We start from the raw sequence: 21,263 nt of genomic DNA on the forward strand, positions 1-21,263 counted from the left end.
CATATATTTAATTAAGAATACTGAAATCTTTTTTATATATCATATATTAAGGAAAATTGAATTTCAATAATTTAAATTAATACAGTATTCTAAATTTCTAAATCGCTATTGATTATCAATCGATTTAGTGCTATTATTTTTATAAAAGTAGCACAAAAGGAGATGATACATCTGGAAGAAATTACACGTTTCGGGGTCTCGATGGAAGCGAATTTACTTTCACAGTTTGATAAATTGATTGAGTCAAAAAACTACAAAAACAGGTCTGAGGCAATAAGAGATTTGATCAGAGATTACATAGTGGAAAACCATTGCGAATCAGACGATGCCGAATCAATTGGCACTGTCACATACGTTTATAACCATGAAGTAAGGGAAATAAGCGACAAACTTGTGGACATTCAGCATGGACACCATGAAAACATAATATCCAGCATGCACGTTCACCTTGATGAACACAACTGCCTTGAAGTAATGGTTGTAAAAGGCACTTCAAGGATTATATCATCAATAGCTGATGAGATAATCAGCACAAAAGGCGTAAAACACGGAAAGCTTGTCATGACGACGACAGGCAAAAACTTATAAGGGGGAGTTTTTATGCATATACCAGACGGCTATTTAAGTCCTGCCACATGTGCCGTAATGGGTGCGGCAATGGTGCCTGTATTAGCTGTGGCAACAAAGAAAGTAAATGAAACTTTTGATAAGAAGGATGTACCAACAATGGCGATAGGTTCAGCATTTGCCTTCACCATAATGATGTTCAATGTGCCTATACCTGGTGGTACAACAGCACACGCTGTTGGTGCTACGCTTTTGGCCATCGCATTAGGTCCATGGGGAGCCAGTATTTCTATTACAGTCGCACTTCTTATACAATCGTTGTTCTTCGGAGACGGCGGCATCTTGGCATTAGGAGCGAATAGCTTTAACATGGCATTCATAGCACCTTTTGTCGGATACGGTGTATACATGCTTCTTCAAAAGCTTAATGTAGGAAAAGTAATATCATCTGCCATAGGTGCATACATTGGAATAAACGCTGCAGCACTTGCAGCATCAATAGAATTAGGACTTCAACCTGTACTTTTTCACACAGCAGATGGTCGTGCCTTATACTTCCCATACGGGCTTAGTCAGTCTATACCTGCCATGATGTTGGCGCACCTTACAGTAGCCGGGTTAGTAGAGGCAGCAGTAACTGGACTTGTAGTTTACTACCTTATTAAAGCTGGTGAAGGTAACATACTCTATAAATTTGCTTACAGACTAAGAGGTGAAAATAAATGAAGAAACTTTTGATAGCTGCAGTAGTGATAATACTGCTTACACCGATTGGACTTTTAGCACCAGGATCTGCTTGGGGTGAATGGGGAATAGATGAGATAAAAAACATGGTAGGATATGTACCAAGTGGAATGAAACATTTTTCAAATACGGTGAAGGCTTTATTTCCTGATTACGGCATACCAGGCTTTGACAAAAACTTTTTCCAACAATCCATAGGCTACATATTTTCAGCTATTGTAGGAATCGCATTAATTGCCATAGTGTTTTTTATCCTTAGCAAAATAATTGGTAGACAAGAGGGGAAAAATGAGTAATTTTATTGAGAAGACTGTATTGAGTATACAAAGTACATTTCAAGATATGTTTGAATCAGATGAAATTGCCAACAGACAAGGGCTTATGCAGTCACTGGATACAAGAGTGCGGCTTGTATCCATTTTGCTTTTGATTATCTTATGCAATATAAGCAGTTCATGGCAATTTTTGTGCTTAATGATTGTATACTCTATCTTTGTTGCTGTACTTTCGAAAGTACCAATAAAGTCCTATATATTCAGGGTTTCATCAGTCTCTGTGGTCTTTACAGGGATCGTATTAATACCATCCTTGTTTAACATCGTAAAACCTGGAAGTCCACTTATATACATTGGAAGAAACTTGTATATAACAAGCAATGGGGCTTTAAGCGCATCGATTTTTATAATGCGCTCTTTTGTCTCCCTTTCCTTCATATACATTTTGATACTGTCCACAAAGTGGGTGGAGATTTTAAAAGCTTTTAGGTATTTCAAACTGCCGAAAATTTTCTCTGCCACCCTCGATATGTCATTCAGGTATATAACTCTCTTTCTCGATGTAACATCAAATATGTTTCTTGCAAGAAAAAGTAGAAACGTAGGGCAGTCTAAAGGCAAAAGCGAGAGAAGATTTGTAGCGTCGTCAATGGGAAATCTCTTAATAAGATCAGAACATCTAAGCAGCGAAGTCTACAGTGCCATGATTTCTCGCGGATACAAAGGCGAGTACAAGACAATAAGCGACTTCAAATTCGGCATTTTTGACGTAGTCTGGATATTGTTCAACATATCATTTTTCACGGCAATTTTTCTTATAAAAGGAGGCAGACTTTGGATATAGTATTTGAACTTAAAAACATTTCATACTCATATATAAAGTCACAACCCGCGCTTATTAATGTGAACTTTAGCGTATTAAAAGGAGAAAGTCTAATAATTTTGGGTGCCAACGGCTCTGGAAAATCTACGCTATTAAAATTAATGGACGGGTTAATAAAACCAGATAGCGGAGATATATTAGCATTCGGCAAATCCATATTGAACATGAAAAGCGACTACGAATACCAATTTAGGAGAAAAGTAGGTTACCTATTTCAGGACTCTGACGTCCAGCTTTTTAATACGTGTGTATTTGATGAAGTAGCATTTACTCCACTGCAGATGGGATTAAATCCTGACAAAGTAAAAACAATGGTAGAAAAGACTCTTGAGTCGTTCGGCATTGCAAAATTACAAGATAGACCGCCGCACAGATTAAGTGGCGGCGAAAAAAAGAAGGTTGCTCTAGCATCAATAATGGTGATAAATCCAGATGTGTTGCTTTTAGATGAGCCTACAAACGGCCTCGATCCAAGATCGAGAAAGTGGCTTTACAAAATGTTAAGCGACCTAAAAGATGAGGAAAAGACGCTTGTAATATCTACCCACGATTTGGATTTAGCCAGAATCATTGCCGATAGAATCGTCGTGATGAATGAATCACACTCGATAGAAGCTGTAGGAAGAACCGATGAAATACTTGATAACAGCACACTACTTGAAAATGTGAATCTGATAATCGAGTAGGAGGCGGTGACTAACCGCCGTCCTCTCACACCACCGTACGTACCGTTCGGTATACGGCGGTTCATTAAGATTTAATGTACGATTAGATACCTTTTTGATAAACTTCTATAACCTATGTCTTCGAAGTATTTATTTGTAAGAGTCATATTGAGTATTTGGCTATTGGATATTCTCCAGTAGCCTTTCCTCGTATTGGCGTATGCCCAGGCTTTTTGTTTTTCTACTCCTAATTTTATCAGATTGTCATACTTTGTTTTTGTCTTCTTCCATTGCTTCCATATACATGCTCTTAGTCTACGCCTTATCCATTCGTCAAGAGCTTTCATTATTCCTTTCGCATCTGCTAATCCAAAATAGTTAACCCATCCTGTCGTTATCTGATTCAATCTACGTATTCTGTATTCCATGCTTATTCCCTTGTTTCGATTGGTTATTTCTCTTACTTTTTCCTTAAACCTTTTGATGGATTTTTCATGAATCCTTATTCTTACTTCGTTTTCTTTTGTATAAAACGAAAATCCTAAGAATTTTCTTTTCCATGGTCTATCTACAGCACTTTTTGTTTCATTGACTTTTAGTTTTAATTTGGTTTCTATGAATTTCTTTATGCTTTTCATTACTCTGTTTCCTGCTGACCTGCTTTTTACGTATATGTTGCAATCATCTGCATATCGACAGAATTTATGTCCTCTTCTTTCTAGTTCTTTGTCTAGTTCATCTAACATTATGTTTGCTAGTAGCGGACTTAATGGCCCTCCTTGTGGTGTCCCTTCTTCTGTTGCTACTTTGATTCCATTTATCATTACTCCTGATTCTAAGTATCTTCGTATTAGCTTCAGTACTCGTTTGTCTCCTATCCGCTTTTCTAATTTGGACATTAGTATGTCGTGGTTTACTCTGTCAAAGAACTTTTCTAAGTCTATATCTACTACCCATGTGCATCCTTCGTTTATATATACTTCTGCGGCTATTACTGCGTCTTTTGCACTGCGTCTAGGTCTGAAACCATAACTGTTATCAGAGAATGTATGGTCGTATATTCCACTTAGTATTTGGGCTATTGCTTGTTGTATTAGTCTGTCTAGTACTGTAGGTATCCCTAGTAGTCTTGTTCCTCCATCTGGTTTTGGTATTTCTACTCTCAACACTGGTTGTGGTTTATATTTTCCTTCCAGTAATTGTTGCTTTATGGTCGGCCAGTTTTCTTTGAGATACGGTAGAAGTTCATCTACTTCCATCCCATCGACTCCATGGCTTCCTTTATTTGCAACTACTCGTTTGTATGCTTCTTTCATGTTTTCTCGGTCTAGTATCATTTCAAGCATATTACTGGTGTATCTTTGTACATTGTTTCTTCTATCTTTTGACGCCGATGATATACTATGCACTTCCGCTCTCTCTTGAAATTCCATTTCTTGATTGAGCGGATAGCCTCTTTGTTGAGTTGTCTGCAGTCTCTGCATATCTTTCGAGTTCATAAGATTTCCAAAACCTCCTAATGTTCGGTCCTTCCTTATCTATTCATGACTAGATAAGTACTATGACCTCTGCTGACTTCTCAAGGTTCAGCCATACATCACTGCATGGGTTGTCATTTCAGAGTTCACTTTAATGACTTATCCTTGAGACCTCCCCGGGTAAGAACGATAACCTTCATCTCGTCTATCTGCCAGATTTACTGTATGGGGTTCGGGTAGTGTTGGACTTCGTTTTGTTCAGCAAACTCGTCCGCCCCAATTCAGCCTCTTATCTGGTTCGTATTCCTCAGACCGAGATTTTGCCTACCGCTTCCTTCAGATTCCACCTCACGATGGACACCCTTGCGGTTCAGCTAGTGGTTCCCACTACCAAGCCCACAGCGGACTTTCACCGCCAAGTTATCGCCCATGCCGGGCGCACTGAATTTAGCTCCCACAATCGGGAGCTTTCTATTTAGAATACAGTTTAAGCGATGACTGAAGAACATTAAGCATCACAATCACCAGCACCATAAAAACTACGATAAATGAAAATCCCACAAACACGCCAAATACATCACTTAGTTTACCTATTATAAAATTGGCTATCATGTTTATAGATGAACTTACAGTTACAATGACACTTATAACAACACCTGTATTTTCTTTAAAGCTCTTCATCGCCAAAGCCATAGTCGTAGGATAAATTATAGAGTAAAATAAGCCTGCCATGGACAGAAGAATCGATAAATTCTGACTTACCATGCTTAAAGCGACAAAAGATGCTGCTAATGATGCAAAAATAAAAATGCTCTTTACATAACCTATTTTTTCAACCACAAACCCACCTAAAAGCCTGCCTATTGTAAAAGCAGCAAAGAAAAGCGACAAGTACATAGAGCTTTTTACACTGTTCATGCCGTAAGATCCTTTAAGGTACGTCACAGCCCAATTTCCTATGCCGACTTCTGATGCAATGTAAAATCCTAACATGACTGAAAATAAAATGACATGCCTATCTTTTAATACATCCAAATATTTTACTTTACCACCATCTACATATTTAGCTGTACCAGGAAATCTTGTAAACAAAATTACAATAAGCATTAAAAGAGCTATAATGCCACCAAAAAGATATATGCTTTGCCATGAATACTTTAAAGCCACAAGCCTTCCCGCCGCATTTGGCGAAATTGTAGCACCTAAACCGTAAAAGAAATGCAAAAGGTTCATCATTATGGCTTGATTAACCAAAAATGCAACTGCAGCAGTGGCATTTATGCCTATCTCCAGCATCCCTATACCAAAATTCATGCAGAAGAAGAAAATCAAAAACACAAAGAAAACCGGAGATGCAAAATACCCCAAGATTCCTATGATGATAAAGACAAGTCCTAAGGACAATGCCATCTTACTACCATATCTATTTACAATCATCCCACCAACAAAAGAAGCTATGATAAAACCAAGGCTTCCTATAAACAGAAGAAGCCCAATGTACGTATAATCAACATTGTAAAACGACTTAATTGACGATAATACAGGACCTTTTATGTTATCGACAAGACCTATTAAAAGCATCAAAAGGTAATTTAAAACAACAATAAATATCTGCATTTTTTCCTCCCTTGTCAGTAATGCCATACTTCATTATATAGCATTAAAGAGAATAATACAATGAAATAACATCTTGAACTTATAGTCACAACCTCCAAAGGAAAGGAGGTGAAGCTAATGTCCACCAACAAAAAAAGGCGGAAACAAAACCGCCAAATAGATTTGTACAAAATTTTTAAGTTACTGCTTAAACTGTTAGAAATAATATTTGCTTTTATTATAACACAAATTCATGACTTGTAAACCAAAAGAAATATTTTTATTCTACTTTTCAATATAGCTTTCTACCATTCTGGATATTATGTCTTGCATTTCAGCAAAAAGGTCGGTTTTTCCGTCTTTTAAGCACCAATCAAAAATGACGCCCCTCGCTACAATAAATAGCTTCTCTGTAATTTCTTCACAGTCCAGAGTGTTGGGTATCTTGCCTTTTTCTTGCTCATTTTTTAATATTTGAATAAGCATATTCTGCATTGAACGTCCATGCGTTAAAAACATCTTATTCGTCGGAATATACAGATTTTTAGCCATATCTATTCCATCATTTATTGCAAGCTTGGCATATACGAGAAAATACTGAACCAATATATCTTTGCAGTCGGTATAAGCCTCTATAATTTTCGGCACTTCAGCCTCAAAAAATTCATCGCCATGCTTAAATATTTCCACCAAAAGGTCATATTTGGATCTAAAGTAGTGATAATAATTTCCTATCGAAACATTGGCCTTTTCTGCTATGTCTTTTACAGTTATGTTGTCATACCCGTGTTTTTTTATGAGCTCTACACCGCAACTGTAAATCCTCTTTTTAGTAGCAATAGCCTGCTTTTCTCTGGAAGTTAAACTTTCTGGCACCAATCTCTCTCCTGTTCTTCTAATCTATATTTTTAGCAACCTCAAAGGCATTCCATATTGCATACATGATGTTTGAAACATTGCCAGCATCGCCAATCAGATAGACATTTGGAATTTCGTCTTCCACCTCTTTATACAGAGAATCAGACGGAGCATATCCAACTGCAAGAATAACTGTATCTGCTGCAATGTCTATATCACCATCAGGCGTATTCACTTTAAGCACCTTTCCGTCATATGCAGTAGCTTTTGCAGATGTTATAGTCCTTATTCCTTTGAAAGGTATCAATTCTTTTAGCATCTCGCTATTTGCATGACACAATGGTCCATTTACCGCCAAAAGCTTTGGAAGCGCCTCAACTATCGTCACATTCTTGCCCATATCTTTAAGCCACAGTGCTGTCTCACACCCTACAAGTCCACCGCCAATTATGACAACATCATTTCCTATATCAACTTTTCCTAACAATACATCTTGTGCAGTGTATAAAGGTCCTTCTCCCAGTGAAAATACTTTTGGCTTTGAACCTGTCGCAACTATCACTACATCTGCATCAAAATTAATGACATCATGGGCATCTAATTCTGTATTTAGATGAACTTCTACGTTTAACTTCTTTAACTCATTCTCATACCAAGCCACCAGCGCATGATCATCTTCTTTAAATGATGGCACGCCGCCTGGAATCAGGTTTCCGCCTAACCTACCAGTTTTTTCATACACGATTGGCTCATGTCCGCGAAGTGCTAAAACGCGGGCTGCCTCACAGCCTGATACACCGCCACCTACAATTAAGACCTTCTTTTTGTGCTGTGTAGGTATAAGCCGCTCAGCGCTTTCACGGCATGCCTGTGGGTTTACTGCGCAGTTTAGAGCAGAATACTCCTGTATGCGTCCCATACATCCTTCATGACATGATAAACAAGGGCGTATAGAAGCGGTATCACCTGCCTTAAGCTTATTTACATAATCAGGATCAGCCAAAAGTGGACGACCTAATGAAACTATGTCACATGCTCCATCTCTTACAGCATCTGACGCAAGGTCTGGGTTATCCATGCGTCCTGCACATATGACAGGTACATTTACAGCTTCTTTCACCATCTTTGCATATGGGATGTAAAGCCCCTTTTCTTGGTACATTGGCGGATGGCTCCACCACCATGCGTCGTAACTTCCTACATCTACGTCCAAAGCATCGTATCCATATTCAACCAAAAGCTTAGCTGCCTCAATCCCTTCTTCAATATCTCTTCCCTTTTCTTCAAATTCCTCTCCTGGAAGACCGCCTTTACGCCAATCTTTGATGAAGCTTTTTACACTGTACCTTAGCGTAACCGGAAAATCACTGCCACATGTGTTTTTTATCTCCTCCAAGACTTCCCTTGCAAAGCGCAGTCTGTTTTCAAGGCTTCCGCCGTATTCATCTGTTCGATTGTTAAACATAGATATGGCAAATTGGTCTAAAAGGTATCCTTCATGTACCGCGTGTATCTGTACGCCGTCAAATCCTGCTCGCTTTGCATTGTAAGCGCCCTTGCCAAACTGCACAACTATCCTGCGAATTTCCTCTTTTGTAAGAGGACGGCATGTCTTGTCAAGCCAACGGTGTGGGATAGGTGATGGCGCAACAGGCGGATGTTCTCCTAAATTTGTAGGAATTGTAACCCTTCCAAATCCACCAGATAATTGTAGAAACACCTTAGAACCATAAGCATGTATTTTCTCCGTCATCTCACGAGCAGTCCTAATGAAGTGAACTGGAGTATGTGTAGAACATGGACAATTAGGCATGTCATGCTTTTCTATATCGTTGTCAACAAAAGTGACGCCAGTGATGATAAGTCCTGTACCACCTTTAGCTCTTTCAACATAGTAATCAATTCCTCTTTGATTGAAACCACCTTCGGAATCGCCAAGGCCTAATGGTCCCATAGGAGCCATTGCAAAGCGGTTTTTGATGACACAGCTTCCGATAGACACTTCATCAAAGAGAATGCTGTACTTTTTATCCATAAAAAGTCCCCTTCTTTTCTTAATTTTATTGAACATGTTCACCGAATGCATTCTACGAAAATTATATCAGTATGTTAATTAATTGTCAATAAGGTAAAATATTATTTAGTCATTATTATTTATAGTTTGCTTAATAAAATAAATTTTAAAAGTTTGTATACATTTGTTTATCTGTTTTGTTATATTAATGAAAACTTAAAGATACAAGGCGTCGTTGTGACGGGTACTGCGGAAACTTTAAAATCTCTTAGAGGTTTACCTTTTATAAAGGCATCATCATTAGGTGTTGTCACGGATAAGTATTGAATATTAAAAGCTGCTGACTTGTAATCAGCAGCTTCATTTTGTTACTTTCACATATTATATTCCAAAAATTTTCAAAATCCATCCAAGAATAGAACCAAGTGTTACCATATCGGTATCACCAGCCCATCTCATAAAATCAGTGATTGTATGTGCGACATTCTCTCACCTGTTAAAAAACAGTAATATTAGACTAAATGTCAATATTTAAATAAATCATTTTGTTCGAACCCTTACGCATTTACCACTTTTATCGCTACTAAAATGACTAAAATACTATAGATTGCCATTAAAGGAGAGCATCAGCATTAATATAGAAATTAACAAAATAAAGCTCCATTATTATTAAAAAACATTAACTTTTTGTTTTTTGTCCATAATAAGCATTAGCCCCATGTTTCCGATAATAATGTTTATCTTGCAATTCTTGTGGTGCTGGATTAATAAACGGATTAATAATTCTTGAGTATGCCGCCATTTTTGCCGATTCTTCTAGAACTACAGCATTTTGTACGGCATCATATGCATCAACGCCCCATGTAAATGAGCCATGATTTCTACATAAAACTGCCGGCATAGCTATATAATCCCTATTTTTAAAATATTCAGCAATTATTAAACCTGTATTTTTCTCATATGCTTTATCTATTTCTTCTATTGTAAGATTTCTAACACATGGAATTTCTCCATACATATAATCAGCATGTGTAGTACCATAGCAAGGAATTCCCAATCCTGCCTGAGCCCAACTTGTAGCCCATGAAGAATGAGTATGAGCTACACCACCAATTTTAGTAAATGCTTTATATAACTCCAAATGAGTAGCAGTATCAGTAGAAGGATTATACTTACCTTCTACTACATTCCCTTCCAAATCAACTACTACCATGTCCTGTAAAGTTAACTTGTCATATTCTACTCCACTTGGTTTTATTACAAAAAGTCCAGTTTTTCGATCAATCCCACTTACATTTCCCCATGTTAACTTAACTAAACCATAATGTACCAGCAACATATTTGCTTCATATACCTTCTTTTTTAGTTCTTCTAACATGCAGTTTCCTCCTTAATTTTATAAATCCATGTGCACAAATTTTTGTGAATAAAATAATACATTTTAAAAATTTTAATATTAACTTAATTTTATGCTAATCTGTCATTGCGTCTAAAATTTTTCTCATCTTCTTATTTATATTTATTAAATCTTCTTTCCAATTTTTATTTCCCATGTACCAAAATTCCGTTACATACCTTCTAACCCCAATACTCCAAGCAGTTTTTATAGTTTTTTCAAAGTCTACATGTCCACTTCCATATGGTACTTCTCTAAACTTTCCTGGCAATGTTTCTTTCAAATGTAATGAAAAAATATGCCCAACACCTGATTTTAAATCATCATATACATCTGAGCCATACAACAGTGACGCATTTTTTATATTACCGCTATCCGGATATATTCCTAAATATGGTGAGTTAATATTTTTTATAAAGAACATTGCCTTCCATACGGTATTCATAAATTCGGTCTCCATAGTTTCAAATCCAAGCATTATTCCATACTTTGCTGCCATTAAAACTGCTTTTTTTACATTCTCAAAAAATCTCTTTTGAGTTTCTGAAGTTGAATTTTCATAATAAACATCATATCCAGCAATCATTATTACTCTTATTCCTAAATCATCTGCTAATTTAATTGCTTTCTCCATAATTTCTAAACTCTTATTACTTATTTCATAATTGCTGCTTCCTAATGGATATTTCCTGTGTCCACTCAAGCACATTGTACGGATTGGTATTCCAACATCATACATAGTTTCTATAAGTTCTAATCTGTCTTTCTTGGTCATATCTAATCTTGCTAATTTTTCATCTGTTTCATCAATACTCATTTCCACATAATCATAATTAGCCGCTTTAGCTATTTCTAACTTTTCCTTCCAGCTTAATTGCATTGGCATTGCTTTTTCATATAAACCTATCATATACGTCCTCATAAAATCATCACCTAAATTTTATGTTTTTGACTTTAGCATTGTAAAGTATACATTGTTATCTCATTAATCTCTCGATTAGTTGCTATTATTATATCCTTGCTTTTGTTCTTATAGGTAATTACATTTGCCGCACCAGCGTTCGTATCAAGTATTTCTAAATCATAGTTTCCTGTTTTATCATTGTAAGTTATAGCAATTAAATTACGTTTTCCACCTCTATGCCCAACAATAATCATTGGTTTGCCACAAATAAGCCCACCATAAATTGCATGAAGAAATTCCATTTTCGTTGAAAATACTTCTGTATATTTTTCATTATCTTTTTTATAAATAATAAGATTATCACCATGAAAAGGCGAAAAGACCACTAATTCATCAATACCATCATTATCAAAGTCTAAGAGTAATGCATCACTTGCTGGTGTTGATATAAGTTTTTCAATCGTCCATTTCCCATTGATATTTGCTGGAGGAACAAAATGAAAAACACCTTGCTCACATGAAATCACAGCGCTTTGTGAACCATTATTCAAATAGCGGTAATATCCGTGATTTTTTGACATCCCATCTTTTATAACTTCTAATTGCAATTGATTATTATCATTAAAATCCTCTAAATTATCAGGTAGTACTGCTGAATATACTTTGCCTGGAATTGTCCAATCATCTTTGTATTCATGACCAGATTTTATAGTACATACAATCAAATAATTGATGCCATTTCTAGTTATAATATCAAAACGATGAACAAAAGGTAAATTCACTAATGTTCTTATTTCCCAATAATCTTTACCTTTGGGACTTACCACTACAATAGAAGCATTCTTTGAATCATTTGGTGAATAAAATTTATGAGTTGCTAAAAATTGACCATTTGATCCAGGTACCTGTACGATGGACATAGTACCTCCATATCCATCCCATATAGTTTCTTCTAAATTTCCATCTAAATCAAATAAAAAACATTTACCTATTTTCTCTGTTGCTACAACAATATGTTTAGAATTATTATAATCAAGTAAAGTCATTGAATAACATTTTTCTAATTCTCCTATTTTTTTTCTATCCACTTTCATGCGCAAACTCACCTTTCTATAATATTGACCGGAAAGGAACATTTGGTTCATCTGTGAAGCAATCTTCAAATCCTCTGCGATAGTGATATTTTATTTTATCTTTATCTGTAGGCCATACATATTTTCCACCCACGTCCCAAATAAATACCTTAAATTTGTAATCCAAAATATCTTTCTTAAATTTATAAAGCATTAATATTTCCTCGGGATCAGCTTTAAAATTTGTCCACACATCATAATGGACAGGTATAACAATTTTGCAATTTAATGCTTCCGCCATTCTCAAAATGTCTACAGAAGTCATTTTATCCTGAACACCTACAGGATTCTCACCAAAAGAACCCAAGGCTACATCTATCTGATAATCTTTACCATGTTTTGCAAAATAAATAGAGTAATGCGAATCTCCACTATGATATACAGAACCAGCGGGTGTTTTAATAAGATAATTGACCGCCTTTTCGTCCATATCAGTAGGACATTTACCACGAATATCTTCATTTGCTGTAACAATACATGTTCTATCAAAAGAATCGAGTACTACAATCTCGCAATCTTTAATTTTAACTATATCTCCCGGTTTTACAACTTTACATCTTTCCTTTGGCACACCGTAGCTTAACCATTTTTCTACGCTTTTTAGTGGACCTATAAATGGAACATCATCAGAACAATTATTTATCACTGCCGCCGCAAAGAATGGATCAATATGATCATTGTGGAAATGTGTAGACAAAACCGCATCCACCGTCGTTACTGCAAAAGGATCAAATACAATAGGTGCTGCACGAAGGTTAGGCTGCGTTGCTCTTCCACCCGACATATTTCTCATTTGATGAAATAAATCCATTTCTTTATTTTTCTGTGTTCTTTTACCATTGCCAAACCAAAGATCTATAGCTATATTAGTATTGTTTTCTGTTTTAATCCAAATTCCTGTACATCCAACCCACCACATAGCAAATGTACCTGGCAATACTTGTGTTTCATCTATTTCCTCATTAAGCCACGTTCCCCATTCAGGAAAAGCCCCTAATATCCATTTTTCTCTTGTAATTTCGGAAATTTTGCTCATAATATACCACATCTCCTTTTATTTCTGATAAAATTTATAAAAATACATAATTAAAAATCGGCAAGTATATCTTGTGATTCATAATATAAAAGTTTTTGAATATTTCTATATAGTTTGAATTTTTAAGCTGTACTTGCCGATTTTTTAAATACAATAAATGATTAAATTGCAAATCCAAACAATGATCCAATTGCCTTAATAATATATAGCACTGGCAACCAAACTACTGTCCAATCTATATTAGAAAACATTAATCCAGATCCATAAACACAACCCATTAATGGATACAAAGCTACCAATCCTAGATGTGCTATAAAACTATTCACAAATCCTGCAATCAAAGATCCCCTCCAGCCACCTGTTTTATTAGCAAAAACACCTACAACGCCACCATCAAAAACCATTATAATTGGACTTGGGAAAATAATAATTGAACTTTTTATTGAAATTAACAATGCTAATACAACTAATGCGCCTACTACTGAACCTATAAATCCGATAACTGCACCATTAGGCGAATATGGGAAAAATGCAGCACAATCTACAGCTGGTATAGCATTAGGTATTATTTTGTCAGATATACCCTTAAATGCTGGCACAATTGCAGCTATCAACATCCTTACACCAGATAAAAGTATAACCATTCCTGCAGCAAAAGTTAAACTTTGTATAAAAACCCAAACAACCCAATTTGTATTCCCGCTTAATGTTGTCATATTTTTCGAACCAGTTGCTATTCCAATTCCTAAAAACAATAATATCATCAAAGTTGTTGTAACTATAGTATTATCTTTAAATACAGAGAGAAAACCAGGTAACTTTAAGTTTTCAGCATCCTGTTCTTTATTTCCAAACCATTTCCCAATATAATGACCCATAAATGCACCAGTCATGTTGCAATGCCCAATTGTAATTGTATCATTCAAAAAACTTTTACCTATAATTCTTGGTAGTGACGGCAAATATGTCCAATAAAGAGCTGCAAGTATAGAAGCTAATATAATAGTTCCAGTATTACTTATCTTTATAATGCTGGGTAAAGCCAAATTTAAAAAAGCAGATAAGAAAAACATCATATGTGCAGTTAAATACACATTTTTTGTATTTTTAAATGGTGTTATTCTTGCTAAAAATACATGAATAAAAAAACCAAGAATAAAAGTAATTGTAATAGCATCCGCTAATTTTGTACCCATAGCTACTCCAAATGCAGCTTCATTAGCAGGCATAACACCTTTTACATTTAAAGCTTTACTTAATGTGCTCATAATAGGACCGACAGTACCACTTAAAACTCCTGCACCTGTTGATAAAAGTACCATTCCAATCATCGTCTTAACTACACCATCAACAACTTCAACAGATTTCTTTTTCTGCAAAAGTAAACCTACAAGTGCTACTAAGCCAAGAAAGATTGGAGCTTTATCCATTAACTGAAATATTATAAAATGGATAATTATATTATTGGTTATTAAATTCATAAATTTTTCCTCCTTCATTTGATTTATTTTAAAAATTATTTTTTTAAGACAGGGATTAATGCTTCTTCAACTTCTTTCATTACAACAAAATTTGAAATCTGTATAGTCTTACTTTTAATCGAATCAGGTAAAGTTTCATATATCTCTTTTGTTGTTACATAAATGTCTGCATTTGTGGAAGTAACACTACCTAAATCGCATGATTGAACATCACCATCTAAGTTTAATTTCTTCAAGAGATTTTCTACATTCATCTTTGCTATAACACTTGTTCCTACTCCCATACCGCAAATTGTTACTATTTTCATAAAAATCCACCTCCTAATAACTACTTTATGTAATTTTCCTGCAAAACAGCCTGCAATAACATATTTTTAAAATTTTTCTTCGAAATCAATTTGGTATTTAATTTATATATTTTAGTACTGTTTCTCTATCTTCTGCATATTTTATCTTTTTAACTTTCTCATCATCCCCCAGCAGTTCCACCAACTCCGATAGTGCTTTTAAGTGTGATGAATGGTCTATGGCACAAAGGCATACAACTATTTTTACTGGATCATTTTCTTTATTGCCGAAATTTACTGGATTTTTAAGAGTGATGAGGCTCATGCCTATTTTTTTAGCTCCTGATTCTGGTCTTGCATGAGGCATTGCTATACCCGGTGCAATGACAATATATGGTCCTATCTCTTTCACAGAATCTATCATTGCGTCTATATACCTATGCTCTATGGCGCCATCTTTTTCTAGAAGCTCACCTCCAATCCTTACTGCTTCTTCCCAATCCTTCACTTCAACATTCAGCCTAATAGTCTTTTCTGTCAAAAGGTCTTTTAACAATGGTTCTGCAACTCCTCTCTCTTCGTTTACATCTTCTATATCTAAGAATTCTTTAAGTTCTTCGATCAGTTTTTGCCTGTTTAAAATACTGCAATGCTTCTCAATAATTTCAATTAGATCGTCTAACTTGATTGCGTATGTCCTGTCATTTTTTATAAACAATTTCAACTTCTCAATGTCATTTTCAGTTAACAAAGGATTTACAACTACAGTTTTAATTCCTTCCGCATCCACTGGAACAGTAGACACTATCAAATCAACATGTTTTTTCTTTAATTCGTCTTTTACTTGATGGTATGCTACAGTTCCTTTTATATTTACATTGAAAACCGATTGAAGCCTTGATGACAGCATCTTTGCCGTTCCAATTCCTGTGCCACATACAACAAGCACATCCATTCTATTTATTACCAGTGATTTTTGCCTCTCTATAGCAGCACCGAAATGCATCACAAAATAACCGATTTCTTCATCATTAAGCTTATTTCCTGCATATTCTTCTAAGGGCTTTAAACATCCTTTCACTACTTCAAAAAGCCTGCTGTAATTCCTTTTTATTTCATCCAATACTGGATTCTTCAGCTCTAAGCCATGGCTTAATCTGTATACCGTAGGCCTTACATGCTCTAAAAGGCCTTCAAAAAGCTGCACATCTCTGGATAAGTCTATATTTACTTCTCTTTCTACATTGCTTATAATTTTTTTCGTAATAAGCTCCAGTTCAAGCCAATTTTTATCTTTGTTGCTTTTCTTATTCGTTACATTACTCCCTAAAAGATGGACAGTCATATAGCCAATCTCATCTATAGGTATGTTGACATTAAAATGCTTTTCAAGCATCTTAGCTATATTTGAAGCGACACTGAATTCCTTTGTCATTTCCAGCGATTTTAATTCTTCTGTAGGCATTATGATGTCTCTTCCAAGCTCTATCCTCTTTATGGCAATTGCAATGTGGGCAACTAATCCCGTAAAAGCCGCATCGGAAAATACCGTCTCCAATTCATTTTCCGCAATTCTTATGCATTCTTCAATGTACGATATATCAATATCTTGAAAGAGCCTTTTTATTTCGTTGTCCATGCCTACATTTATCTTCGTGTACATAGGCGATTTCACGATGTCAAGCACTTTTTCTATATCTACCGTTTCAGTAAGAAGTTCTATAGCAGCTTTTCTGACTCTTTTCTCATCTCCTATGACTTTCAATCCATACTTTGGCACTGACTTAAGCTCAAGCCCATGCTCTAAAAGCCATTTTCTCACATTTTCAAGGTCATTTATTATAGTGCTTCTTGATACCAATAATTTGTCTGCCAGTGTGTTTATCGTCGTATAATCTTTCTGCCCCATCAAATTGCTTAAAATTATATTAACCCTTTCTTTTTGCGAAAGTGCATAATGGTAAATGCTTACGTCGTCTAAAATATCTAATGCCTTTTTTCTATCTTCCAATGATTCAGAAAATTTCACACCTACATTTGGTTTTCTCATTAATTGTGGCAAATTGTTGTACTTTAAAAATTCATCAATTGCATCAAGGTCGTATCTTATCGTCCTTGAGCTCACTTTAAATGAACTGGCCAGTTCAGTGATCTTGACCGGGAGGCTTGAATTAACAAGCTTTATCAGTATATGTGTGCACCTTTCATTGAGTATGATAATTATCACCTCTTTCATTATAAATTATATTACCTTTTATCTTTCTTGAAAAGCTTAACATTTTTCAAATCAATTATGGCAAAATTGCACTATATATTATACTGCATTTTACAAAACAAAAATACCGCCTCGACTTTTAGTCTTGACGGTATAGTTTATCTATGCAGTTTTAATGCTAATATTTTTAAGTTTTTCAAGATTTATTTTGACTTTATGATTTAATTCATCATCATCGATTAAATACTTGGTTTTTTCTCTGATGTTCTCATCCGACTCATAATATGCTATTGCTTCCCGTATATTATCTAATACATTATAAATTTTTTTATCATAATCATAGATAGCTTCTTCTGCTTCATAGAAATATGACTCGAACTTCTCAGAAAATGATTTTGCATCTATCTCACCTATTAAATATTTATTAGCTAATTCGACTAAATACTCTACTGCTTTCATTCAATCTCCCTCCAATCTAGTTTAGGTCTTTTTCTCGCTATTACGGTTTTAATATCTCCATTATCCTTCGCTATATGCACTGATAAATTATTCTTAAATCTAACAATCGTGCCATCAGGTTCTTAATATTTTTTGCCATTTGTTAAAGTATCTAAAACATCCTCTATTGAAAATATTTTACCTTGTCCCATACGACCTAATATTCTATTTAAAGCATGTTCAGTAAAATTATATCCATTTTCTTTAAAATAATTATATGTCTCAACTAATTTCGCCTTATATTCCTCCGAATAATTCTTCCCTCTTAACATTATACCACCGTTTTGCTTCTCCATAAGTTCATTATACTGCTTTAATATACTTGCGTCAATTTCTAAGCATCACCTATATAGTATAAAAAGCCTTCTCAGACTACTCTTGAGAAGGCTCACATTTAATTTTCATTCATAAATTTTTCCAATGTATCTCTATCCGGCAGTCCATCGTTGTCACCTGGCGACATGATTATTATCGCACCTATTGCATTGCCTCTTTTTACTGCATCTTTTAGCGTAAGCCCTTCTAACAGCCCGCTTATTACACCTGTTGCAAATCCATCTCCAGCGCCCACCGTGTCAACTACTTTTTCAACTTTATACCCTCTTACAGTAAAGCTTTCGTCTTTTGTCTTGACATATGCTCCTTTGTCACCAATCTTTATGATAACAGCTTCAACTCCTCGCTTTAAGTAAAAATCAGCTATATCATCAACATCATTCGATCCTGTCAAAATCAAGCCTTCTTTTATACCTGGCATGACAATATTGCAATTGTATGCGATGTCGTTTAACGTAGTCACCATCTCATCTTCGCTTTTCCACAGGCTCTTTCGTATATTGGGATCAAATGAAATCCTTATGCCATTTTCTTTTCCAATCTGAATCATTTTGTAGACAGTATTCAATGTGTCTTTTGAAAGAGCCGCTGTTATGCCTGTAATGTGTATGTGCTTAAGCCGACTCACATCACAATCAATGTCGTCAGGTGTTATGTGTGATGCTGCTGAACCCTTTCTAAAGTAAAATATATCTGGATCTCCTTCTGATGTCTTTGATTTAAGCATAAAACCTGTCGGGTACTCATCTGTAAACTTTATAGATGAAACATCGATTTTTTCTTCCGACAATTTCTTGTAAATGTACTTTCCGAAAGGGTCATTGCCAAGCTTCGTAATGTACTTAACATTATGCCCAAGCCTACTTAAGCCTATGGCCACATTTGCTTCTGCACCTGCCAATGCCTTCGTAAAATTGCTGACATTGTCAAGAGTACCTTCTTCATCTGCAATGAACAATGCCATAGGTTCTCCTGCCAATAAAACCTTTGCCAAAATGTATCACCTACTTATCCAATTTGCTTCAATGCATTTACGAGCCTTTTTGCTCTTTCCTCTAAAAGATCCAAATTGTCAAAGTTTATTCCCTTTGTCAGATAACCGCCTACACCAACTGCATATGCGCCGTTTTCAAACCACTCATTTATATTCTCATCATTTACGCCGCCTGTAGGCATAAACTCCAGAAATGGAAATGGTCCTTTGAGAGATTTTATTATCTTTGAATCGACAAATTCTCCAGGGAAAAGCTTAATGACTTCTGAGCCCATCTTGTAAGCTTTATACATCTCCGTAGTTGTAGCTGCTGCCATCGAGAAAAATACGTCATTTTTCTTGCAATATGCTGCCACTTCCTCAACAATGCAGGGTGTCACCACAAAATCTGCCCCATTTCCTACAGCTTCCTCTGCCTGATTTAGCTCTAATACTGTCCCTGCACCTACTATTTTATCAGGATATTTCCTTTTAAGTTCCTCAATAAGCTTCCCTGCTCCATCCACAGTGTACGTTATCTCTATTATGTTTATGCCGCTTTCTATGACTTTCTCTGCCATCTTAAGTCCCAATTCATAATCTTTGCACCTTATGACTGAAAATATCCCGCCTTTTGTTTTCTCTTTTATTTCCTTAAAACTCATATAAATCATCCTTTCTATATATTTTATTTAATGAGATCTGGTAGATCCCCTTATTACAAGCTCCGCTTTTAAAACAACCTTTTTAGGTTCAATTTCATCGCCTCTACTTATCCTGTTAATAAGCATTTTTGCTGATTCCACACCAACTTCATAGGTAGGCTGCGATATGGTAGTAATTCCTGGCGGTATAAGGGACGCCCATCCCCAATCGTCGTAACCACATACGGCAACATCATCAGGTACCTTTAAATTCATCTTATTTACGACTTGTAGTACATTTAAAAGCACAACACCATTTACAGCAAATAATGCCGTCCTGCACTTCTTATAGTCTCTCATCATTAATACTATATTCTCTTCAATTTTGTTTAAATCATCGTCTACTTCAAATATCAAATTGTTGTTATCTATTCCGTATTTTTTTGAGACATCTGTAAATGCCTGCTTTCTTTCGGTTCTGGTGCTTATATCGCCTATCCTTTCAGTAAAAAAACCTATTCTTTCATATCCATTTTTTATAAGGTGCAAAATAAGCTCCGACGTAACTTCGTAGTTGTTGACAACAACTGTATCAAATACCGTATCTTTTATGCTTCTATCAGCCAATACTACAGGTAAGCCTTTTTTAGACAGTCCTATCAAAAACTCGTCATTGCCTCCAGCGGTGTTTATTACAAGCCCGTCTACATTGTTGTCTAAAAGTGATAAGATGTACTCTCTTTCTTTTGTAGCATTATTATCTGTGCTGGCTATTATCAGATTATATCCCTTTTCTTTTAAGACTTTCTCTATTCCTTTAACAAGTATAGACGAAAAATGATTGCCTATGTCAGATACAAGGACGCCTATAAGATTTGACCTATTAAGCTTTAAACTGCGAGCTAAATTATTGGGTCTATAGTTAAGCTCTTCTATGACTTTTTTGATGTTTTCCCTTGTGGCATCTGACATGTACTCAAATCGGCCATTTAAGAAGCGGGAGATAGTCGTCTTTGAGACACCTGCTTTTTTCGCCACATAATCGATCGTGATTTTAAAGTTATCATTGCTCATGTAATCACCAACATTTATTTTTTAGAAACCAGTTTACGAAACCGGTATATATAATATATTCTACACAATATTTAAAAATCCTTCTTGTTTAATTAAAATTACTATAGATGAGAAAATTCACTAACATAAATTACCATAATAAACTTACATGAAAAAATTTAATAAAAAATAGAGACAAATGCTCGCTTCTATGGTATTAATATGTT

General features: G+C 35.4%; 22 protein-coding genes. 6 read left to right on the top strand and 16 right to left on the bottom strand.

The window, feature by feature from the left end:
• Positions 1–162: 162 nt before the first annotated feature.
• Genes nikR through THEXY_RS10765 form a run of 5 tightly spaced genes read left to right on the top strand, consistent with a single transcriptional unit; the run spans position 163 to position 3,155 of the window.
• Positions 163–588, top strand: a complete 426-nt coding sequence (nikR, locus tag THEXY_RS10745; protein WP_013788862.1) for a nickel-responsive transcriptional regulator NikR — start codon at positions 163–165, stop codon at positions 586–588.
• Between the two features lie 12 nt (positions 589–600).
• Positions 601–1,293, top strand: a complete 693-nt coding sequence (gene cbiM / locus THEXY_RS10750) for a cobalt transporter CbiM (protein ID WP_013788863.1) — start codon at positions 601–603, stop codon at positions 1,291–1,293.
• Positions 1,290–1,607, top strand: coding sequence for a PDGLE domain-containing protein (locus THEXY_RS10755; protein ID WP_013788864.1), 318 nt, complete (start codon positions 1,290–1,292; stop codon positions 1,605–1,607). Before cbiM ends, THEXY_RS10755 begins: the two co-directional genes overlap by 4 nt.
• On the top strand, positions 1,600–2,430 hold the full coding sequence (gene cbiQ / locus THEXY_RS10760; RefSeq protein WP_013788865.1) for a cobalt ECF transporter T component CbiQ: 831 nt from the start codon (positions 1,600–1,602) through the stop codon (positions 2,428–2,430). Before THEXY_RS10755 ends, cbiQ begins: the two co-directional genes overlap by 8 nt.
• Positions 2,421–3,155, top strand: a complete 735-nt coding sequence (locus THEXY_RS10765; protein ID WP_013788866.1) for an energy-coupling factor ABC transporter ATP-binding protein — start codon at positions 2,421–2,423, stop codon at positions 3,153–3,155. The genes cbiQ and THEXY_RS10765 overlap by 10 nt, the downstream gene beginning before the upstream one ends.
• A gap of 71 nt (positions 3,156–3,226) precedes the next feature.
• Here the strand turns inward: THEXY_RS10765 and ltrA are convergent, their stop codons facing one another.
• The 4 genes from ltrA to THEXY_RS10785 form a co-directional block, all read right to left on the bottom strand.
• Positions 3,227–4,633: a group II intron reverse transcriptase/maturase gene (gene ltrA / locus THEXY_RS10770; protein ID WP_013786870.1), complete on the bottom strand. Its 1,407-nt coding sequence runs from the start codon at positions 4,631–4,633 to the stop codon at positions 3,227–3,229.
• A 450-nt stretch (positions 4,634–5,083) separates the two neighbouring features.
• A complete protein-coding gene (locus THEXY_RS10775; protein WP_013788867.1) occupies positions 5,084–6,229 on the bottom strand; it encodes an MFS transporter in 1,146 nt (381 codons plus the stop codon).
• Positions 6,230–6,493: 264 nt separating this feature from the next.
• Positions 6,494–7,084 (bottom strand): TetR/AcrR family transcriptional regulator, encoded by a 591-nt coding sequence (locus THEXY_RS10780; protein WP_013788868.1) that lies wholly within the window; start codon positions 7,082–7,084, stop codon positions 6,494–6,496.
• A gap of 19 nt (positions 7,085–7,103) precedes the next feature.
• Positions 7,104–9,101 (bottom strand): oxidoreductase, encoded by a 1,998-nt coding sequence (locus tag THEXY_RS10785; RefSeq protein ID WP_013788869.1) that lies wholly within the window; start codon positions 9,099–9,101, stop codon positions 7,104–7,106.
• A 153-nt stretch (positions 9,102–9,254) separates the two neighbouring features.
• Here THEXY_RS10785 and THEXY_RS12920 point away from each other — a divergent pair, with 153 nt between their 5' ends.
• The gene (locus THEXY_RS12920) at positions 9,255–9,407 is read left to right on the top strand and encodes an anti sigma factor C-terminal domain-containing protein (protein ID WP_268257773.1); all 153 of its coding nucleotides are present in this window, start codon (positions 9,255–9,257) and stop codon (positions 9,405–9,407) included.
• A 352-nt stretch (positions 9,408–9,759) separates the two neighbouring features.
• Here the strand turns inward: THEXY_RS12920 and THEXY_RS10790 are convergent, their stop codons facing one another.
• The 12 genes from THEXY_RS10790 to THEXY_RS10845 form a co-directional block, all read right to left on the bottom strand.
• Positions 9,760–10,458, bottom strand: a complete 699-nt coding sequence (locus THEXY_RS10790) for an L-ribulose-5-phosphate 4-epimerase (protein WP_013788870.1) — start codon at positions 10,456–10,458, stop codon at positions 9,760–9,762.
• A gap of 94 nt (positions 10,459–10,552) precedes the next feature.
• Entirely contained in the window at positions 10,553–11,398 is an 846-nt protein-coding gene (locus THEXY_RS10795) for an L-ribulose-5-phosphate 3-epimerase (RefSeq protein WP_041592132.1), read from the bottom strand.
• Between the two features lie 32 nt (positions 11,399–11,430).
• The gene (locus tag THEXY_RS10800) at positions 11,431–12,474 is read right to left on the bottom strand and encodes a hypothetical protein (RefSeq protein WP_013788872.1); all 1,044 of its coding nucleotides are present in this window, start codon (positions 12,472–12,474) and stop codon (positions 11,431–11,433) included.
• Positions 12,475–12,490: 16 nt separating this feature from the next.
• Positions 12,491–13,549 (bottom strand): L-ascorbate 6-phosphate lactonase, encoded by a 1,059-nt coding sequence (ulaG, locus tag THEXY_RS10805; RefSeq protein ID WP_013788873.1) that lies wholly within the window; start codon positions 13,547–13,549, stop codon positions 12,491–12,493.
• Between the two features lie 161 nt (positions 13,550–13,710).
• The gene (locus THEXY_RS10810) at positions 13,711–15,030 is read right to left on the bottom strand and encodes a PTS ascorbate transporter subunit IIC (protein ID WP_013788874.1); all 1,320 of its coding nucleotides are present in this window, start codon (positions 15,028–15,030) and stop codon (positions 13,711–13,713) included.
• A 35-nt stretch (positions 15,031–15,065) separates the two neighbouring features.
• Positions 15,066–15,338, bottom strand: coding sequence for a PTS sugar transporter subunit IIB (locus THEXY_RS10815; RefSeq protein ID WP_013788875.1), 273 nt, complete (start codon positions 15,336–15,338; stop codon positions 15,066–15,068).
• Between the two features lie 97 nt (positions 15,339–15,435).
• Positions 15,436–17,553 (bottom strand): BglG family transcription antiterminator, encoded by a 2,118-nt coding sequence (locus tag THEXY_RS10820; protein ID WP_013788876.1) that lies wholly within the window; start codon positions 17,551–17,553, stop codon positions 15,436–15,438.
• A 141-nt stretch (positions 17,554–17,694) separates the two neighbouring features.
• Positions 17,695–17,991 carry a colicin immunity domain-containing protein gene (locus tag THEXY_RS10825; protein ID WP_013788877.1) on the bottom strand — a complete coding sequence of 99 codons (297 nt, stop codon included), beginning with the start codon at positions 17,989–17,991 and terminating at the stop codon, positions 17,695–17,697.
• Between the two features lie 122 nt (positions 17,992–18,113).
• The gene (locus tag THEXY_RS10830) at positions 18,114–18,326 is read right to left on the bottom strand and encodes a hypothetical protein (RefSeq protein ID WP_013788878.1); all 213 of its coding nucleotides are present in this window, start codon (positions 18,324–18,326) and stop codon (positions 18,114–18,116) included.
• A 98-nt stretch (positions 18,327–18,424) separates the two neighbouring features.
• A complete protein-coding gene (locus tag THEXY_RS10835; protein WP_013788879.1) occupies positions 18,425–19,360 on the bottom strand; it encodes a sugar kinase in 936 nt (311 codons plus the stop codon).
• A 14-nt stretch (positions 19,361–19,374) separates the two neighbouring features.
• A complete protein-coding gene (locus THEXY_RS10840) occupies positions 19,375–20,004 on the bottom strand; it encodes a bifunctional 4-hydroxy-2-oxoglutarate aldolase/2-dehydro-3-deoxy-phosphogluconate aldolase (RefSeq protein WP_013788880.1) in 630 nt (209 codons plus the stop codon).
• A 27-nt stretch (positions 20,005–20,031) separates the two neighbouring features.
• Positions 20,032–21,057, bottom strand: coding sequence for a LacI family DNA-binding transcriptional regulator (locus THEXY_RS10845; protein ID WP_013788881.1), 1,026 nt, complete (start codon positions 21,055–21,057; stop codon positions 20,032–20,034).
• Between the last annotated feature and the right edge of the window lie 206 nt (positions 21,058–21,263).

It is taken from the genome of Thermoanaerobacterium xylanolyticum LX-11 (genome assembly GCF_000189775.2).
Taxonomy (GTDB): Bacteria; Bacillota; Thermoanaerobacteria; order Thermoanaerobacterales; family Thermoanaerobacteraceae; genus Thermoanaerobacterium; species Thermoanaerobacterium thermosulfurigenes.

Bases quoted from the DNA above. Each gene is read 5' to 3' on its own strand.
- THEXY_RS10815 (WP_013788875.1), bottom strand. From the start codon at position 15,338: ATGAAAATAGTAACAATTTGCGGTATGGGAGTAGGAACAAGTGTTATA.
- ltrA (WP_013786870.1), bottom strand. From the start codon at position 4,633: ATGAACTCGAAAGATATGCAGAGACTGCAGACAACTCAACAAAGAGGC.
- THEXY_RS10790 (WP_013788870.1), bottom strand. From the start codon at position 10,458: ATGTTAGAAGAACTAAAAAAGAAGGTATATGAAGCAAATATGTTGCTG.
- THEXY_RS10800 (WP_013788872.1), bottom strand. From the start codon at position 12,474: ATGAAAGTGGATAGAAAAAAAATAGGAGAATTAGAAAAATGTTATTCA.
- THEXY_RS10795 (WP_041592132.1), bottom strand. From the start codon at position 11,398: ATGAGGACGTATATGATAGGTTTATATGAAAAAGCAATGCCAATGCAA.
- THEXY_RS10840 (WP_013788880.1), bottom strand. From the start codon at position 20,004: ATGAGTTTTAAGGAAATAAAAGAGAAAACAAAAGGCGGGATATTTTCA.
- THEXY_RS10785 (WP_013788869.1), bottom strand. From the start codon at position 9,101: ATGGATAAAAAGTACAGCATTCTCTTTGATGAAGTGTCTATCGGAAGC.
- nikR (WP_013788862.1), top strand. From the start codon at position 163: ATGATACATCTGGAAGAAATTACACGTTTCGGGGTCTCGATGGAAGCG.
- THEXY_RS10820 (WP_013788876.1), bottom strand. From the start codon at position 17,553: ATGAAAGAGGTGATAATTATCATACTCAATGAAAGGTGCACACATATA.
- cbiM (WP_013788863.1), top strand. From the start codon at position 601: ATGCATATACCAGACGGCTATTTAAGTCCTGCCACATGTGCCGTAATG.
- THEXY_RS10755 (WP_013788864.1), top strand. From the start codon at position 1,290: ATGAAGAAACTTTTGATAGCTGCAGTAGTGATAATACTGCTTACACCG.
- ulaG (WP_013788873.1), bottom strand. From the start codon at position 13,549: ATGAGCAAAATTTCCGAAATTACAAGAGAAAAATGGATATTAGGGGCT.
- THEXY_RS10830 (WP_013788878.1), bottom strand. From the start codon at position 18,326: ATGGAGAAGCAAAACGGTGGTATAATGTTAAGAGGGAAGAATTATTCG.
- THEXY_RS10775 (WP_013788867.1), bottom strand. From the start codon at position 6,229: ATGCAGATATTTATTGTTGTTTTAAATTACCTTTTGATGCTTTTAATA.
- THEXY_RS10825 (WP_013788877.1), bottom strand. From the start codon at position 17,991: ATGAAAGCAGTAGAGTATTTAGTCGAATTAGCTAATAAATATTTAATA.
- THEXY_RS10845 (WP_013788881.1), bottom strand. From the start codon at position 21,057: ATGAGCAATGATAACTTTAAAATCACGATCGATTATGTGGCGAAAAAA.
- THEXY_RS10810 (WP_013788874.1), bottom strand. From the start codon at position 15,030: ATGAATTTAATAACCAATAATATAATTATCCATTTTATAATATTTCAG.
- cbiQ (WP_013788865.1), top strand. From the start codon at position 1,600: ATGAGTAATTTTATTGAGAAGACTGTATTGAGTATACAAAGTACATTT.